This is a genomic window from Paraburkholderia phytofirmans PsJN (genome assembly GCF_000020125.1).
GTDB lineage: Bacteria > Pseudomonadota > Gammaproteobacteria > Burkholderiales > Burkholderiaceae > Paraburkholderia > Paraburkholderia phytofirmans.
The window spans coordinates 105,822-121,122 of sequence record NC_010679.1 but is presented as its reverse complement, the minus strand read 5'-3'; the positions used below and the strand labels follow the sequence as shown (position 1 = coordinate 121,122).

At 58.1% G+C, this 15,301-nt stretch carries 25 protein-coding genes; 4 read left to right on the top strand and 21 right to left on the bottom strand.

Annotation, left to right across the window (positions count from 1 at the left end; translation table 11 throughout):
• Window positions 1-205 precede the first annotated feature (205 nt).
• The 4 genes from BPHYT_RS39605 (at window position 206) to BPHYT_RS36585 (ending at window position 2,711) form a co-directional block, all read left to right on the top strand.
• Window positions 206-976: a lytic transglycosylase domain-containing protein gene (locus BPHYT_RS39605; RefSeq protein WP_083772141.1), complete on the top strand. Its 771-nt coding sequence runs from the start codon at window positions 206-208 to the stop codon at window positions 974-976.
• 32 nt (window positions 977-1,008) lie between these two features.
• Window positions 1,009-1,536 carry a hypothetical protein gene (locus BPHYT_RS36595; RefSeq protein WP_012431062.1) on the top strand — a complete coding sequence of 176 codons (528 nt, stop codon included), beginning with the start codon at window positions 1,009-1,011 and terminating at the stop codon, window positions 1,534-1,536.
• A 53-nt stretch (window positions 1,537-1,589) separates the two neighbouring features.
• Window positions 1,590-1,967, top strand: coding sequence for a hypothetical protein (locus BPHYT_RS37860; protein WP_012431061.1), 378 nt, complete (start codon window positions 1,590-1,592; stop codon window positions 1,965-1,967).
• 75 nt (window positions 1,968-2,042) lie between these two features.
• Window positions 2,043-2,711 carry a hypothetical protein gene (locus BPHYT_RS36585; RefSeq protein WP_407669307.1) on the top strand — a complete coding sequence of 223 codons (669 nt, stop codon included), beginning with the start codon at window positions 2,043-2,045 and terminating at the stop codon, window positions 2,709-2,711.
• A 134-nt stretch (window positions 2,712-2,845) separates the two neighbouring features.
• On the opposite strand, the gene BPHYT_RS36580 is transcribed toward BPHYT_RS36585, so the two are convergent.
• The 21 genes from BPHYT_RS36580 to BPHYT_RS36480 all read right to left on the bottom strand — a co-directional run bounded on the left by BPHYT_RS36580 (window position 2,846) and on the right by BPHYT_RS36480 (window position 15,223).
• Window positions 2,846-3,295 carry a hypothetical protein gene (locus BPHYT_RS36580; RefSeq protein WP_012431059.1) on the bottom strand — a complete coding sequence of 150 codons (450 nt, stop codon included), beginning with the start codon at window positions 3,293-3,295 and terminating at the stop codon, window positions 2,846-2,848.
• A 46-nt stretch (window positions 3,296-3,341) separates the two neighbouring features.
• Window positions 3,342-3,965, bottom strand: coding sequence for a TrfB-related DNA-binding protein (locus tag BPHYT_RS36575; protein WP_012431058.1), 624 nt, complete (start codon window positions 3,963-3,965; stop codon window positions 3,342-3,344).
• Window positions 3,966-4,152: 187 nt separating this feature from the next.
• A complete protein-coding gene (locus BPHYT_RS36570; RefSeq protein WP_012431057.1) occupies window positions 4,153-4,443 on the bottom strand; it encodes an H-NS histone family protein in 291 nt (96 codons plus the stop codon).
• Window positions 4,444-4,452: 9 nt separating this feature from the next.
• Window positions 4,453-4,647: a hypothetical protein gene (locus BPHYT_RS37855; protein ID WP_012431056.1), complete on the bottom strand. Its 195-nt coding sequence runs from the start codon at window positions 4,645-4,647 to the stop codon at window positions 4,453-4,455.
• Window positions 4,647-5,147 carry a hypothetical protein gene (locus BPHYT_RS36565; protein WP_012431055.1) on the bottom strand — a complete coding sequence of 167 codons (501 nt, stop codon included), beginning with the start codon at window positions 5,145-5,147 and terminating at the stop codon, window positions 4,647-4,649. Before BPHYT_RS36565 ends, BPHYT_RS37855 begins: the two co-directional genes overlap by 1 nt.
• Window positions 5,144-5,416: a hypothetical protein gene (locus BPHYT_RS36560; RefSeq protein ID WP_012431054.1), complete on the bottom strand. Its 273-nt coding sequence runs from the start codon at window positions 5,414-5,416 to the stop codon at window positions 5,144-5,146. Before BPHYT_RS36560 ends, BPHYT_RS36565 begins: the two co-directional genes overlap by 4 nt.
• A 52-nt stretch (window positions 5,417-5,468) precedes the next feature.
• Window positions 5,469-6,224, bottom strand: a complete 756-nt coding sequence (locus tag BPHYT_RS36555) for a zinc metalloproteinase Mpr protein (protein WP_012431053.1) — start codon at window positions 6,222-6,224, stop codon at window positions 5,469-5,471.
• A gap of 1,201 nt (window positions 6,225-7,425) precedes the next feature.
• On the bottom strand, window positions 7,426-8,298 hold the full coding sequence (locus tag BPHYT_RS36550; RefSeq protein ID WP_148225238.1) for a replication initiator protein A: 873 nt from the start codon (window positions 8,296-8,298) through the stop codon (window positions 7,426-7,428).
• Between the two features lie 227 nt (window positions 8,299-8,525).
• The gene (locus BPHYT_RS36545; protein WP_012431051.1) at window positions 8,526-8,912 is read right to left on the bottom strand and encodes a helix-turn-helix domain-containing protein; all 387 of its coding nucleotides are present in this window, start codon (window positions 8,910-8,912) and stop codon (window positions 8,526-8,528) included.
• A complete protein-coding gene (locus BPHYT_RS36540; RefSeq protein ID WP_012431050.1) occupies window positions 8,909-9,100 on the bottom strand; it encodes a hypothetical protein in 192 nt (63 codons plus the stop codon). The genes BPHYT_RS36545 and BPHYT_RS36540 overlap by 4 nt, the downstream gene beginning before the upstream one ends.
• 50 nt (window positions 9,101-9,150) lie before the next feature.
• Window positions 9,151-9,441 (bottom strand): hypothetical protein, encoded by a 291-nt coding sequence (locus tag BPHYT_RS36535; protein ID WP_012431049.1) that lies wholly within the window; start codon window positions 9,439-9,441, stop codon window positions 9,151-9,153.
• A gap of 61 nt (window positions 9,442-9,502) precedes the next feature.
• On the bottom strand, window positions 9,503-9,955 hold the full coding sequence (locus BPHYT_RS36530) for a hypothetical protein (protein ID WP_012431048.1): 453 nt from the start codon (window positions 9,953-9,955) through the stop codon (window positions 9,503-9,505).
• A gap of 18 nt (window positions 9,956-9,973) precedes the next feature.
• Complete coding sequence (locus BPHYT_RS36525; RefSeq protein WP_238535809.1) at window positions 9,974-10,249, bottom strand: hypothetical protein; 276 nt, start codon at window positions 10,247-10,249, stop codon at window positions 9,974-9,976.
• 4 nt (window positions 10,250-10,253) lie between these two features.
• Complete coding sequence (locus BPHYT_RS36520; protein WP_012431046.1) at window positions 10,254-10,604, bottom strand: hypothetical protein; 351 nt, start codon at window positions 10,602-10,604, stop codon at window positions 10,254-10,256.
• A 183-nt stretch (window positions 10,605-10,787) separates the two neighbouring features.
• Window positions 10,788-11,162 carry a hypothetical protein gene (locus BPHYT_RS36515; protein WP_012431045.1) on the bottom strand — a complete coding sequence of 125 codons (375 nt, stop codon included), beginning with the start codon at window positions 11,160-11,162 and terminating at the stop codon, window positions 10,788-10,790.
• Between the two features lie 207 nt (window positions 11,163-11,369).
• Complete coding sequence (locus BPHYT_RS36510) at window positions 11,370-11,666, bottom strand: hypothetical protein (RefSeq protein WP_012431044.1); 297 nt, start codon at window positions 11,664-11,666, stop codon at window positions 11,370-11,372.
• Window positions 11,667-11,789: 123 nt separating this feature from the next.
• Window positions 11,790-12,146 (bottom strand): hypothetical protein, encoded by a 357-nt coding sequence (locus BPHYT_RS36505; protein ID WP_148225237.1) that lies wholly within the window; start codon window positions 12,144-12,146, stop codon window positions 11,790-11,792.
• Window positions 12,147-13,058: 912 nt separating this feature from the next.
• Window positions 13,059-13,514 carry a peptidase gene (locus tag BPHYT_RS36495; protein WP_148225236.1) on the bottom strand — a complete coding sequence of 152 codons (456 nt, stop codon included), beginning with the start codon at window positions 13,512-13,514 and terminating at the stop codon, window positions 13,059-13,061.
• Window positions 13,515-13,533: 19 nt separating this feature from the next.
• On the bottom strand, window positions 13,534-13,725 hold the full coding sequence (locus tag BPHYT_RS38515) for a hypothetical protein (RefSeq protein ID WP_041760067.1): 192 nt from the start codon (window positions 13,723-13,725) through the stop codon (window positions 13,534-13,536).
• 242 nt (window positions 13,726-13,967) lie between these two features.
• Window positions 13,968-14,492 (bottom strand): hypothetical protein, encoded by a 525-nt coding sequence (locus BPHYT_RS36485; RefSeq protein ID WP_012431038.1) that lies wholly within the window; start codon window positions 14,490-14,492, stop codon window positions 13,968-13,970.
• 65 nt (window positions 14,493-14,557) lie between these two features.
• Window positions 14,558-15,223, bottom strand: coding sequence for a hypothetical protein (locus BPHYT_RS36480; RefSeq protein ID WP_012431037.1), 666 nt, complete (start codon window positions 15,221-15,223; stop codon window positions 14,558-14,560).
• Between the last annotated feature and the right edge of the window lie 78 nt (window positions 15,224-15,301).

Here is a 15,301-nt window from a genome sequence, read left to right as displayed (position 1 = left end):
TACGAGGTAGGGTGATCCGATGGGAAGATGCAGCCAGGAAGGGGATCAAGCGTCAGCTTCGCAATCACCGGAAAGGTCGGGCCTAAAGGTTTGAGCCGCCGTGCCGTATCAGGGTGTAACGGCAAGAAAAGCCCTGTTCTTTAGGGTTTGGTGGACTTTTTACAGTTATTCGGGTATAGGGGCGCGATCAGCGCGGGAAAAACGTATGCGGGAGCAAAACGGACAGCTTAGAATCGGAGGTTTTTCTTTCCTCCGCCCGCCTGTACAGCGGCGCTCGCGCGGCCTTGCGCAGCTCGTGGGGCGTCTACGCCACGGGGCACACTTCTTTTCATCACCCTTTCATGGAACGACAGAAAACAGAATCGGCGGAACAGACCAAAGGCGTGCTGCTGCGGCTTCCGATAGCGATCTACACGGCCTTGGCACGAGAAGCGGGCCGAGAAAGCACCAGGCGAGGGGTGACGGTCTCTGTGCCGAAACTACTTTTGGAAATAATCGCGGACTGGCTAAAGGGCCGTCCGCAAGACTGAGCGCTGCGCGCCGAGCTGCGGCGCTTTTTCTATTTGCGTGCGTTGCAACGGCGCGCGCGGACTGCCTCGATGACGCGGCGCGATACTGGAATATCCCGCCGGACCTCGCACGATCCATCGCCATGCAGGAAAGCAGTATGCGGCCGGGGGTCGTCACGAAGAACCAGAATGGTTCGCGTGACATTGGCCTAATGCAAATCAACTCTTCCTGGCTTCCAACCCTTCGACGCTATGGCATTCACGAAGCCGACCTTCTGGACGGCTGTAAGAACGCCTACGTAGGCAACTGGATTCTCGCCAGCAATATTCAGCGTCTAGGATTCAATTGGGACGCTATCGGCGCGTACAACGCAAAGTCGCCCGACAAGCGCGATGTGTACGCCCGAAAAATCTATCGTCAACTTCTTGCCGTACAGGCCGGCAAGGCATCATTGTTGAATCGCTAACGTCTGTGCTCTCGAAGTAATAAGGATATCGAATGAAAAAAACTATCGTGGCTTTGGCTCTCTCCCTGCTGACTGTCGCGGCAACGGCGGGCGAAACGCTAGGCAATCTGCCGGTTAATGGAACGCGTTCGGTGGATTCCGCGCCGCTTGTAGTTAACGTCGACTGGATTCAAAAGGGCAAAACCATTCTTTTCACGCGGGAAACCGTGCTGAGTCAAGGGTTGCTGCATCGCGACGGGTACGAAGTTGGGCAGGTAACGTGTACCGGGACGAAGGAAACCCATACGTTGGCGTCGAGTCAGGTTTTTATCGGTCGTGCGTTGGCGATCAGACCCATAACCGTTGACGCATCGGGGAACGTTGGTGCGGTTGCTATTTCGGCGCAAGACACGCACGAGGTTGGCATGAAAGACATGGGGCCGGACTGGTGCCTGTCTCGCACGGTGGATACTGCCGGGCTGACCGTCTCCGGGCTCATGGCGTCGATCACGCGGAAAGGGGTGACTGTGATCCCGCTCGATGCGGACAATTCGCTTCGAATCACGCCGGTTAGCGAATAAGCGCCGACCGACAAGAAGGCAACCATTTCCAAACCACAACGAAGGATTCCTAGATGAAAACAAAAATGTTGGCTGCGTTGCTCGTGGCTTTTGCGTCTGTTTCAGCCGTTGCCGGCGAGAGTACCGCCCAGCCTATCGGTTCCACTGCCGCTTCGACTCCGCGAACCGAGAAGGAACTTATCGAACTCCAAATGCTGCAATCGTCGCAGATGCAAGTGGCACTTCTGACGCAGATGAATTCGGAGATTCATTCCTTGCAGACCGCCGCGCAGCAGGACAACAGCAAAGCCTGCTACTACGATGGTAAAGCCTTTTCAGAAGGGGCAAAGCACAACGGCCAGACGTGCGCAAGCGACGGCATTCGTGTCACGTTGCCGGACGGCCGGGAGAAGGTGCCGCCGCTAACGTGGACGATCCAGAAAGACAAGTAATGCAACCGGCCGGCGCGAAGCCGGCCCGACCATTTTGACCGGAGGAACAACGTGAACGGATCGGTATTGAAAGGCGTGCCGCGCACGCCGGATGAACGGTGGGCAAAGGCGGCTCGGTTTGTGACGTGGGCTTTTTCAACGGCAGTGTGGGCCTATCTCATGCCATTTTTCGCGGTGGGCTTGGTGATAGCCCTCGCACACTTGCTCGGGGCGGGCACGCGGGAATGGGTCACGCTGCTGGCCGTGAACGATCCGCGTCAATGGACAAGCGGTGCGCAAAACTGGCATTGGTTCTGCGTAGTCGTGTGGGTAGGAACTGTCGGCGTGCGGATCGTGATGTCCGGCCCCTACAGCCGGCTGATGAACCGGCTTTCAGCCTTGATTGACCGGAAGTGTGCCGAGCTGGGACTGCTCGTGCGCACGTCGCGGCCGGCAATGGCATTGCGGCGTTTGGATGCGAAGCGCCTGAACGCTGTCGTCGGTGTAATCGTTGGCGCAATGGTCTTCTCGCTGGCCGGCTTCCTCATGCTTTCCCACGGGAAGATGCAAGCGCGTCCGCCGGCACAATTGCCGCCGCTTGCAACCGTGAAGGTGCCGAAGCTCGAACCGGTGGCTGCGGCGGCGGTGGCCCTACCGGACGGCAGCATTGTGAGCGGACACGTCGACGTGCAACGCGACGCGAGCGGAAACTACGTGCTGTCGTTCAAGGACGCCGGCGCGGCAACGAAATCTGAAGGGAGGTAAGCAGGGCAGTAGCAGTAGGTGCTCTCGGGTCCGCTATCAGCGGACGTTCGCCAGGGTCGAGGCCCTGGCTTTTTTTTGCCGGCCGCATCCTGATAAAGCTCACCTTTGGGCGAACGCAGGAGCCGGTCAGCACGTCACCTTGGGATACGTTTCGGCGCAAAGGCACGCAGAACGGCGAGGCCAATGAAGGCGACACCAACTGCAATGAAGAAGCCAACTGTAGCGGTGGCTGGATCGGTGGCTGCGCCGGCCCGATAGAAGTCGAGCAGCGCAAACGTGCCGCCGAAGACATGCACGAGCCCGAGCACATAGAGAAGAACAGGGGGGATGGATGGCGTAGGATCGCGGTCGACGCTGGATGCCAACCGCTTCCTGTTTTCCAGACCTTTGTTCAGCATGTGAATCATGTAAGCGTCGTGCAGAAACTCGGAAACAACTCTGCCGATAACCGTGCTCACGACTATGCTGATAGTGAACACAAGCCACGACGCGACGGAAAAAAATGAACAGACGTAGACTACAAGCGCATTGACGCCGAAAAGCACCGCTAACGTGATTAGCGCGACAACATGCTTCCCCTTCATGCTTGACCTCCTGTGACTGCGTGATCGAACTTGGCGGCCGGTAATGCTACGCGCTGGCCGCTTTTCGGCGCGATTTCTTCGGAGGTTTTGCCGGCGTTCCGGCCGCTTCTGTCTTGCCCTTCCGATACGCCGCCACAATGGCATCAATGGCCTCGAACATCGCTGGGCTACCCTTGTAGACGCGCGTGCTGGCCGTCGCCGCGTCGAACTTCTGCATGATCGTCTTTTGCGCGGCCTGCCATACCAGGTGCCGAGCGATTCCGTGCTCGCGCGCGAGCGTGATCGGCGGTACGCCATCGACCAGCACCGCCCTCGATATCGCGGCCATCTGTTCGCCCTGTCCGCTCTGCGAGAGGGCATCCTCGAACTGTTCGGCCGTCAGCAGTTTGCGGCCTCGATGATCTTCAACAACTGCGTCAATTTCGGCAAACATTTCGGGCGGCCCGGTGTACGTATAAGTCGCGGGCGCGGTATCGCCTACCTTCAGCAAACGTTGGACGGCCTGATACACCAACTGGCGCTCGATGCCGTGCTCATGGCCGACCTCCGCGTAACCGCGACCGTCGACCAGCACAGCTCTGGCCATCGTATGCGTGGCGTCCTCCGCGCGAGAATTAGAAACCAGTTCGTCAAACTCTTCGCTCGTAAGTCGGGTAAGTTTCTTCGCCATGTTCTCTTCTGTTGTGTATTTTGTGCTCTCGGGTCGGCCGGCAAAAAATCGGACATAATCCGGCCACGTTCAACGATTGTATCAACCGTAAGTCTCTATGTCTATCACGCAAAATAGACAGAAAGAAATACGAAAAACAACAAAAAAGCCGGGGTATACCCGGCTTGCTGCATAAGACGCGGCGGCGTCAGACCTGAAATGAAGCCCGGTCCTTACCGGCGATCCAGCGCGGAGGCTTGCCGCGTCCGCTCCACGTCGAACCGCTATCAGGATCGCGGTAACGCACTTCAACGGGCTTCTTCACTCGCTTGGGTGAGTCGCCTTGCAACTCGGCGATTGTAATCTGGTAGAGGCTCATTTTCTCACGGATGGTCTCGATGACCTCGCCGCGCTCGGCGGTGCGCGCCTGCTCGATCTGTTCGTCCAGTGCGCGTCGCTGCGCCAGAAGTTCGCGGTAGCTCAGTTGTTCAATGTTCATCGTCAGCGGTTAAGTAGTTGCATCGCGCTCCAGGGCAAACGAGCTGCGTTGCACAGCTTCGATTTTGACCGGGGCTTGATGTGGGTGGGAATCAGCGGGAAACGCTTCGCTCGGATCGGAGCGGGGCAGCTCATGTTCGAGCAACGGCAGCTCGCCTGACTTGCATCGGTTCATTCGATGGAGTCGTTTCAGAAGCCGGGACATCAGTGCTCCTTGGTAGATTGCCGAGAAGCCGCTACGTGGCGCACAAAGGCGCGCTGCGGCGCGTTGATGGCGTTGAGGGAAACGATAGTCATGTTGTCTGGAACCGGCGTGATGGGCTTCCATCCGTTCTCTGTCTGCTGCTCGCGCCAGATGACCTGAAGCGCGTGGCCGTCGACGGTGTAATGGCCTCGATAAACGTACTGATGGTTCGCTGGGTCGGTATAGACCATCGAAGCGCCGGCCGATCCCAAGTTAAGCGAGTAGCGGCCATTCGACGCTCGCGCGACGTATTCGCCATAGAGCGGCCGAAGTTCCGGGGAGACCGTGGCTGTCCCCGCAGCCGGCTCGGCGACGGGATCGGTGGCCGGTTCGTTGTCGGCGAGTGCGCTAGCGTGGACCGGCTTCATGGCGCGCAACGCTGGTTCACCCCATTTCAGGTAGCCGAAGGCTATGCAAAGGCCAATCAGGGCGACAATGAAAAGACGGGTTACAAAGATCATCGTTCAGCGGGCTCCGCATCGGCGGCCGGCTCTTCACCATCACGGCCAGTCCATTGTGAGCGCGTGCGCGCCTTGATTTCGGCCTTGGCCTCACGCAGCAACGGCCGCAGGATGAAATAGCCGATTGCAATGAGGATCGCGCCGATACCCGTACAGCCGAGAGCGGTCACGCCAGGCGTACCGAAAGCTGTGCCGAGACAGGCACCGAAACCGAAAAGCGTACCGCCGATCAGGTACAGGAAAACGCCAGCAGGAAGGAATCGAAGCATCAGTGTGGTCCGTAGGTAGGTTGGGAAGGAATAGCTGTGCGCCGGTGGAATGTCAGGTTTCTTTGTCGTCAGGTATGTCGCCGATCACAAGGACTTGCTGGCATGGCACATGGGCCAGCTCGCCTTCGAGACCCTTCTTTCCCCACACCTTGCGGAAGCACACTGGACAGTGGTATCGCACCTGGCTCGCGGTAGGCCGCTCTCCTTCAGCGATCTGGATGTCCAGCGCAGCAAGCTCATCTGCATCAAGCGCAGTGCGGGTTTCTTCGGGCAACTGGTGCAGAGTCTTCGCGAGCTGCTTCAGCGTGACGGGAAAGCGGTCGAGCCACGACAGAGTGAAATCTTTGGTCAGGAGCTTTGCGCACCCTCGCTCGAACAGGCCGCCCTCAATCACGAAGGCGTCGATTTTCTCTCCGACCGTCCGGCCGCCAGGCTTACCGTTGTGGCTCGGCTGAAGGCCGATGGAAACCAGTTTCTCGCCGTACTCCTTGTTCGCATAGCGACGCCGGCCGGGCTTACCGTAGTGGCGTTGCCAGACAAAGGTCATCTGCAACACGAGCGCCTTCATGCTCTCGTTCAGTGTCTGGACCGCGAAGTAGCGCGGGTTCAGCGCAATCTCGTCAGCTCGTTCCTGCCCGTCGCGGTGGTTCACCCAGCCGTCCGGGGTATAAAACCCTGGCGTCAGTCGATGTCGTTGGAGGGTAATAAGCGTCGGCGGCAGACGCGCTTCGAACAGTTCGGCGTTGAAGTGATCGAACGCAGCCTGAAGTTCGGCCGACATGGCGATGGTGGGTTGGCTGACGATCATGGGCGACCTGTTTTGTGGCATAAACGGATTCTAAACCACTACATTTAGAAAACCAAATGTGTTGATTTAGTGAGGCCGGCGCGAGCGGCATGATGTCAATATCGGCACGCCCACGTTTTTGTGCAGGGTGCCGGTGCGCTGAGACCATCCCGCGCAGAAAGTGATGACGCCCTAAAGCGGTCGTGGTCGGGCTGACGATGTTGACCGGGCCGTGGATACTCGGAACCAGCGAACAGGGGCGTCAGCAGGCCGCATTCGCGTAACGCGAGGCGAATTGGCGAGAGAGACCCCCCTTCTTGCTAAACTTTTGGGCGGTGGCGGTTCGATGGCAGTGATCGCCGGGGCCAAGGGGCCGGGCTCGCCCGGCCGGGCCGAGTACCCCGGGCGGGGTGGCCCGCAGGGACGCGCCGAGCGGGGCTTACCCTCGGTCTTAGTCGGGCGGGGTGGCCCGAAGGGACGCGCCGGGCGACTTAGACCTCGTGCGGCGAGAGAGTGTCCGGGGGTGGGGGCCGTCAAGGCGCGAAGCGCCGTGTATGCCCCCGCTTGCGGGTGGCGTGGATTTGATTTGGTTTTCGGACTTGGCATCTGGCGCGGCTTGCCGCGCTGGATGCTTAGTCCGGCCGGAGATGGGTGGGTGGGATTGAGAAGAGGCGGGAGCCTCTTCGGCGCGTTCAAACGTTAAAAGAAAAACCGTTAAAAGCCGCGCGCGTTGTTACGTTCGGCGGAAGTCCCGCCCGGCCGGCATTTCAGGGCGAATTGCATCCGCCAAACCCGAATCGGAACATCCGCCAAACCCGACAGAAAACATCCGCCAAACCCGATGCAAATATCCGTGAAACCCGACTTTCGCCGCGCGGCTGTGGATAACCATCAAAAACATCCGCGAAACCCGACACTCGGACCTGCGGACGGAAAACACGCGTTTAGTCCCCTCTTTGCTGCAAAATCTCGCAAAAGCGCGTCCCTATTACCTCACAGCGATGCACTGGAAGGCCAAAAACATCCGCGAAACCCGAAAAAATCATCCGCGAAACCCGAATCGGTATTTCCTTCAAACATCCGCGAAACCCGACAAGCACGACGGCCCGCGAAAAGGCGGGCCGCAGGCTGTGGTCAGGTGTTTGGAGGCGACGAACGGGCGTGCGAAAACATCCGCGAAACCCGAAAATTTCGCGGCCGGCGGGGCGTGTAGACGGGGGGGTCAGGCTGCGGCGAGGGTGTCTTTGCTTTCGAGAGCGTTGAACCAGTCGTAGCAGCCTTCGTTTCGGATGTACTTCGATAGCAGTGCCGCGTTGCGCGTACAGAAAACGACCATATCGGGACGCTTACTGTGATCGAGCGCGATGCGATAGTCGGGCAGGGAGTCGGCCCGGATGATCTCGCGCAACTCGGCGCGGAAGTTGGCACGGTCGCGTCTAAAGCCGATCTTCTCCATCAGTAAGTCGATGCCCACGGCCCATACCGCCTTTTCGGTTCCGCAGTGTTTGCGGCCCACTTCATATAGCTTGCGCTCGATGGCCTTGCCGAGCTGGAAGTATTGCCGGTTCAGCGTAAGCACTTCCAGTTCGAGAAGACCGTTGTAGAGCCAGTCCGAGAGCGTCACGGTGAAGGAAAGAACGCGCAAGATATGCTCGTCCTTTTTCTTGTTGTAGCTCTTCTTGCCAGTAATCACAGAGTAGTCGGTGATGATCGAAAAGCCGTCCGTCTGGATTTTGCCGCCGGTCGGGATGTTCGTTTCGATAGTCGTACCGCGAAGCCGACGAAGCATGTTGAAAATGCTTTCGTAACCACTTCTGCTCGTGTCGCGGCTCGTCGCCTTCAAGAAATCGAACGATTCGACCTGGACTGTGCGCGACACTGGCAAGTTGCGGTTGAGCCGTTCCACGAGCTGCGAGGCAACGTACAGGATGAGGTCTTTGTCGAACACCGTTGCGGCCCCTACGCCGGACGGAATGACGCGCACGGTACGGTTGCCGCGCTGGTAGACGCGCTGCTCCGTATCCGAATGCTTCGAGAGGCTGTACAGCGGAATCTCCATCGACGCAAGATCGTCTTTGGGCGTGACGTCGATCATGTCCGCGAGAATCAGTTCGAGCTGCTGCGGTGGACTAACATTGCGCTTCCGACGCGGCACCGCATCCGCCTGGGCGTCGACCGGAAGTGCCAACTGCCCCTGCTGGGGCCGGCCTTGTTCAGAGCGTGAACCCTGCGTGGTATCCTTCAATCCTCTGCTCCCAATAGTGGTTTCTTTTTAGCTCGTTGGGACATTCGACCGCGCCGCATTTGGCGCGGTCTCTTTTTTTAAGCCTGCCGCTCGACGTGCCCCACGGCACCATGCTTTTCGAGGTAACGATACACCGTTCCGCGAGCGACGCCGAAATGGCCGGCGATTTTCTGCCCCGTCATACCGGCTAGATACATGCGAACGAGCTGCGCCTGCTCGGTCTCTGATAGGCATTCTTTCTTTCCGCCGCTTCGTCCACGCGGACGCGAACTTACCTCACGAGTCTCGTCCTTTAGGCGAGCGACGCTCTCGGTGATGGCTGTCTCGACGCAAGGATTTTGGCGAGCGATACGCCGGGCTTCAGCTACGAGCGCAGTTCGCGCGGCCGATGCTCCACGTCGATCAAACACCTTCAGCAATTCCCGCATCAACGCGGCCACTGGATGAGTCTGCCGGTCGTTCATTCAATATGCCGGACATTACCGATGTGCCGCCGGAAGCGCGCGAGCACGTACAGAGCTACGGCGACGACAACAATCCAGACGCCGCCGCCGTGCAGGACGTGACCGATAATGTGCGCCCACAGACGGGCGAACACGTACAGGGCCGGGATGAGCACCAAAATCCAGAAGCCACTACGAAAGATAAACATGACTTTCTCCTAAGCCTGCCGGCACCAGCCTCCAGGCACACACAGCGAATTCACGAAGCTCGGCGAAGACTCGCGGCCGGCGACGCAAGGATATGCCGCTTGACCAGCAAGCGGGCAGGGCAGTCCGGGTGAACGTAGAACCTTGTCACGACCGCCCGCGAAGCCTTCACAAAGCCACGATCAACGGCCCGGCTGAACGCCAACGTCGATAGAACGGTGAGGCCAACATGCAGGACAAGCGCGAGCACAAACCACGTCCAGAGCAGGTCCGCGCGAATCAGGCTGGCAATCACTACGGCCATGCCAAACAGCAACATTTCACGCAACGCATACTGAGTCATACCACTTCTCTCAGCCGGCTACCGGCCGGCTCGCGGGGCGATCATCTGCCGTCGCTCGTCCTTATTTGAACAAACCCTTGAGGCTTGTTACCAATGCCTCGCCAGCGGCCTGAGCCGAGCCGCTGACGGCTTCCTTACCCTTCGCTATGAACACATCAGCGACCGCAGACGCTGCGGCCCGTGCCGGCCGTTCGATGGAAAGATGGCGCTGCAACGCATCGACCTCGACGTGAACCAGCTCGCGACCCTGGGTGCGCACCTTCTCAACATACGCCTGCGTAATCATCGACTCCGACCAGTCCATCTTTGCCGCGCCTTCGCAATACTGAAAATCCTTGCCACTCACCATCTGCTCGACAGCGTAGGTAGCCAGTCCGGCCAGCAAATCGACGCCGGGAATCGGCGTGTACATAAAGACTTTGAACGCCACACTCTCATCAAACGAATTCGATCCCCGCAATTGGCGGATCGCGTCAGCGGTCGGCGGCGTCCCGTAGATATTGATTTCAAACATTCTATTTTTTCCTCTCTGTCACCAAACGCGCTTTTCGGCGCGCGCCGCTTCTATGTCGGCCGGCGTTTCTCCGATCAACAGATAGCCAACGGGCGTTCGTGCAGAGCCCGGCGTGCGATAGAAGAACGAGGACTCAACGCCCAGCGCCTCCAACTCTTTCCGAAGCTGACTCACTTTCTCCGTCACCAGCGCGAAGCGTTCTTCCGTCGACAAGTTCTTTTGCATCACGGCCTCTTCTACGGCAATCCATTCTGAACAAAGATAATTGAACACACCTGCCCAAAAAAAAGCCACTTCCTTAGAACGGCTCGTCGTGGGCCAACACGCACACTCGCGATGAGACCGACCGCAACGGCGGCGGAACGAGCGCCATTCCCCAAGCAGACAGTAATGCGTCAAACGACGGCCGAGGCATGCACGACCGCTGATTGGGAAACGCCGCGCACGCCACACTGTACACGACCCGTTCGCCCTGCTTTTCAGCGGAACGCCTTTTCGAAATGAACACCTGTAGGCGAAGCCCGTACTGAAGGGCGCGGGAAACGTCTTCAGAAGAAAGTTGAACGGCCGAAGCAATTTGAGCAGCCGTTGCCGACTGACGTTCGAGCAACCAGGTGAATATCGTTTTGGCGTCGTCGCGAGTTTTCATGGCGGAAGTCCGCGTTCCAAGATTCAGAAAAAAGGCCACGCGCGAAGGCCGGCCAAAGACACAGCGGGGTAGCTGTTGTGACCAGTACCGCACATTTCGATCACGCTCCGAATATAGACCATACAACTTACGTCGTCAATCATTTTGTCTATGCGCCGATCCTTGTTGAACACCGATGCGTAGTCACTCGCTAAAAGTAGTTGGGTCGATCACGTCGTCAAACGACGCCAACAATCGATCAGGATGGTAGATGCCAAATACGCGGCCGAGCCGCATGCCAACAGTAGGCCGCCCGATCTTCTCAAGGTAGACCATCGCCCCCGCACACATACTCTCTTGCCCGCTCGCGACGTAGTTGCCCTCGTCATCCCATTCGCCGCCCGTCCCCTCGTTGTGGACGGTCTTATGACAGTGAAATGTGCTGCAATCGTCGGTCACAAGTCCGTCAATGATGCCCGCGAGGCGTCCGGGGGCAAGCTCGATTGCGCCTTGCTTTCGGAACGGGCAGTTTTCGCACGGCCGCCGCAATTTGAAGTGTGCTTCCACCGACACGGGCATCTGCTGTCTCACTGATAAAGCCGTTCGTACACAAGTAATGCAAGCCCGACAACGCTTACGCAAACGCCGCCGAGCTTCCACGTTATGACGCGCGCCGGCACGCCTTTTGACGAAATTAGAGGTTGGATAGTTTCCCAGCCGCTCCCTGCAAGGATTGCTGCAATGCCAAGACCGAAAACGACGCTCCCAAGAGTCATAGTCGTCAGCTTAGTCGAACGGGGTGGCCGGCAACGTGCGGCGCAACTGGTCTACCTGGTCTAATGCGTTGCTCACTTCCCATAGTCTTGCGCGCTGAACGGCTTCTTGGCCGCGTCGTTGCCTCTCGCTCGTCGGCTGACAATACTCCTTGATGATGTTGGCTTTCATTGCCTCTGGCATCCGCGACAGCGAGATTGGGGCGCAAGGTCCGGGGGCATCAAAAGTGACACCCCATTGAGCTTGTGCGGTGGACGAATAACACAGCGCAACGGTCAAAATGGCAGTGGCGGCAGCGGCCGTTTTCATCGTTCGGAATCCTCAATTTGTCATAATAAAAGTTATCACCCGGACTGGTATGTATGGGAGTGTTGCGCTTTCTGGCGTTCCATCGCAGTAGATCAAGACTCGTCGCTGGGCCGAGCGCAACACTCAGCACAATCCTGGAATCCCGACCCCGCAACTAAATGAGGCTTGATCTATCACGCGAACAATAGGTGCAGCGTCGGTCCACTGGTCATGCGGGCCACCGCAGGCCATCAGCTTGCCGTTCACGTCAGTGGCGAATGCAAGCTGATTCTTCGGCGCAGAACAGTCTTCGCCAACCCGCACAATTCGCAGTCCCGACTCAAGCCATTGCGGCCTCTCTGGTTGTTTGATCTGGACAGCGGCGGCGTTCGCCTGCTTTACCGCTTGCTCGTATGCAGTTCCATCAACCAACGCATCTGCCTGTACCGAACCGGACACCAGGGCAAGTACAGCGGCAGCCGCGACGGGAAATTTCATCATGTGTAGCTTCATTTGTCCTCATCCAGACTCGCGCGCTCACGCGCCTTACGTTCCTCATGATCCGCTTTCGCAGCACGCCAGCCGTCACGCCAATCTGACCATTGTTGAGAGGATGCAGGGTAAGGGTTCTCTTGGTATGGCTCGCCGTCATTGGCCCATCGGTAGCCCACTTTATAGGCGTCACTGCGTCTCATAAAACCTCTCATAGTTCGGGCGCAACACTGCGCCGTATGTACCAAGAAGCAACAGGACGGGTATACCGGTGCATTGCGAGTTGCGCAGCACGTTTATGAAGTACCGAGGCCCACAAATCCGACGTACATGGCGATTATGAAGCAGAGCGCGGCAACGCCCGTTGCGGTCAAGTCGGCAAACCGCTTATCCATGCGCGTTCGTGTGCCCAAGAACACGAGAACGTAAGCTACCGCGAATATTAAGATGCCCACACCGACCTTCGTCAGTGCGAGCAACGCCGCATCTGTCAATGCTGTCATTGGTTTTCCCCCGCCTACTTTTAGTAAGGTGCGCAACACTGCACCAGTGTTACAAAAATCACTAGTTTTGGCACTCTGCCGGCGTTGCGTTATCTTTCGGCCAGTTTACCGCTCTTCAGCGTCAGGCTCTGGATCATTGCCGCTCATTATCTTCGGCAGTCCGGGGAAATAAATGTCGCACCGCTCGCCAACATTCGATGCGTTCCTGCGCGGGCAGTCCCCCAGCTCGGCTCCAAGGTCGGTCATCGGAAACTCAGGACCAAAGGACTCCACCAGTCTCGCCAACCGGTATCGACCTCTACGCTCACACCTCGAACAAGCCACGTCGATATGGCGTGCTCGCATTGCTACATCACCTAACGCAACCGACCCGTTTGCCATCGTCAGCTCTCCGTGTGGCCTTCCTTTTTCCGATGCGTTAGTCGGGATGCAATACTCGCCACCCGTCGTTTCCTATTGGGAGAGGCACCACATTCAAAGCAATCGAACTAAACAGCACGCTAACGCCTACGCAGGCGACAGTGGCTCTGAGCACTTCCGGGCCGGTCAGATCGTGGTAGAAACACATGCACGCGGCACCAAACATTAGGTCCCACGCAGGGCCGGCAAGCGCCATCATGCGGATTTGCGACCGTGACACTTGCCGTCGCGCAGCGTCATCGAAACGCATCCCCATGATAGACACCATCCACAACCTCGATTTGCCGCGCAACGGAAAAAACGTAAGCGAGCCCGTGGCACCGAACGCCCGTCCCGCTAACCAGTGTGCCGCCTCGTGAATGGAGTACGACACGAAGACCAGCGGTATCGAGACGAGCAGCGCAATAACCGCGACTTTGGGCTGAAGCGTTTGCAGATAGTGGTACAAGGCCATTGTCATATCGTTTCCCCGATCAGTTGCCGAGCCGTTTCAAAAGATCGCCAACAGGAGCGCCTGGAATCGAAGTCCAGACAGCATGGCCGGTACTGGCAGCGGCAAAAAAATCGACGGCTTCAGCGGTCATATTCACTTCTGCCGTCATCGGTGCAGCCGCTGGCTTAAATCGAAGCGTGGCGACAAGCAATTCGTTTTCTTTCTGATTCATGGCTGTCTGTTTTCCGTGTGTTGAGTCCAACTGCAAACCGACCTTTATGGCGATTCGGATCGCGCAAGTAGTCGATGAACTTGAACATGATCCGTTCGTTTGGCCGTTTACTCAGGAGGTTGTCCAGTTTTTCAGTCAAAACCGGGTCTTGCCGGCAAAGCATCCGCGCTTCGGTCATCTGATCGACTGTCGCACGCTTGCCGAAGTAAATCGACTTACTCGCCATCGCCTTTTTCCAATGGTTAGACGCCGCCGTGGTTGAGGACAAACATCAACGCTTCCTGACTGCCGCTCGCGGCAGCCTTGCGGACCAGTTCAAGTCCCTTCGCGTGTAGCTGCTGTGAAGTCAAAGAGCGGTCTACCTTGAGATAGCGTTCTGGATGGTCGGCTTGCATCAGAGCGCGCCCTACAAGAAACATGGCGGATGGATCGCCCGCGTCCGACTCCTTTTGCAGCAGACCGGGATATTCATCAGCGTAGTGCATCGCCAACCACGTTCCCGCAGCAAGACTCCCCGCCTTCATGGCAGATTCCATCGACGGTCGCATTTCTCGGTTGTCTACCGACTTAGCCCAATGTTGAATCGGCCCGTGCGGTTCGTTCCCAATCAACAACAGCAACGCGAGAACGCCGCAAACAATCCCAGCCTTCTTGAGCCGTTTGCGCACAGCAGGGTCGGGATTGAGTAGCAGGGCCGTTTTCTCCGGCCATTGGATCGAGGCAGCGGCTTCGCGGCGCGCGAGCGCCAGTACGTTGGTCTTATTCATTGCTCTTTGGTCCTGTGGTTCCGGCTACCGAGCCGTGCGGGGCGCATGCGCGCCGAAATGGTTTCCTACCACGCTGCTGTAAGCGTGCCAGGCTTGAGGATCAAATTCATAAAATGGTGCGTCGTGAGCGCAACCGGTTGTTTCTTCGGACGCTTCATCACTTCAAATTCCCCCGGTTCCAACTCAATTACCAGCCCGCACGCCGTGGGCACTTCCGCAGCCTCAATAACGCCCGCAGGCGCAGCGTAATAAACCACTTCCGCTACTTTCGCGTAACCAGCTCGCTTCTGTGGGCGAGCCACGTCCGCAAGAAAGTCTGCGCGGCTTACCTTCACTTCGTGTACACACGGATTGATGCGCTTTTCGTCGTAGGTCGCCGCCATAGAGAACACGTCGGGTCGAATCGCCTGTCTACCGCCGGTTTCAAGGTCGACCAACAGTTCGATGTTCTCCCATGTGACTCTACCTTGGTCCCGAAGCCATTGGGCCACTCGGCCCGCCAGGGTGTGGTGCGGGCGACGACGCTCTACCTCACGGGCTTTTTCCGCCGCAAGTTCCTGCTCCCCCGCACGAGTGATGCGGAAGCATACGCCGGACCCCAATCGCTCAAATCGCTCGACTAACCCGAGTGCGGCCAGGTCAAGGTCAATCCCGTCCGTCATGCCGGCACCGCCGTTTGCGCGGCCCTGCCAATAGAAACGCAAACGCTTGTAGTGTTGGCGTGCCAACATGCCGCCTCCGATCCTCACTTTTACACTGAACAAAAAGGGCCGCTAGTACGAGCCGGCCAACACGCCGCACAGCGGGGA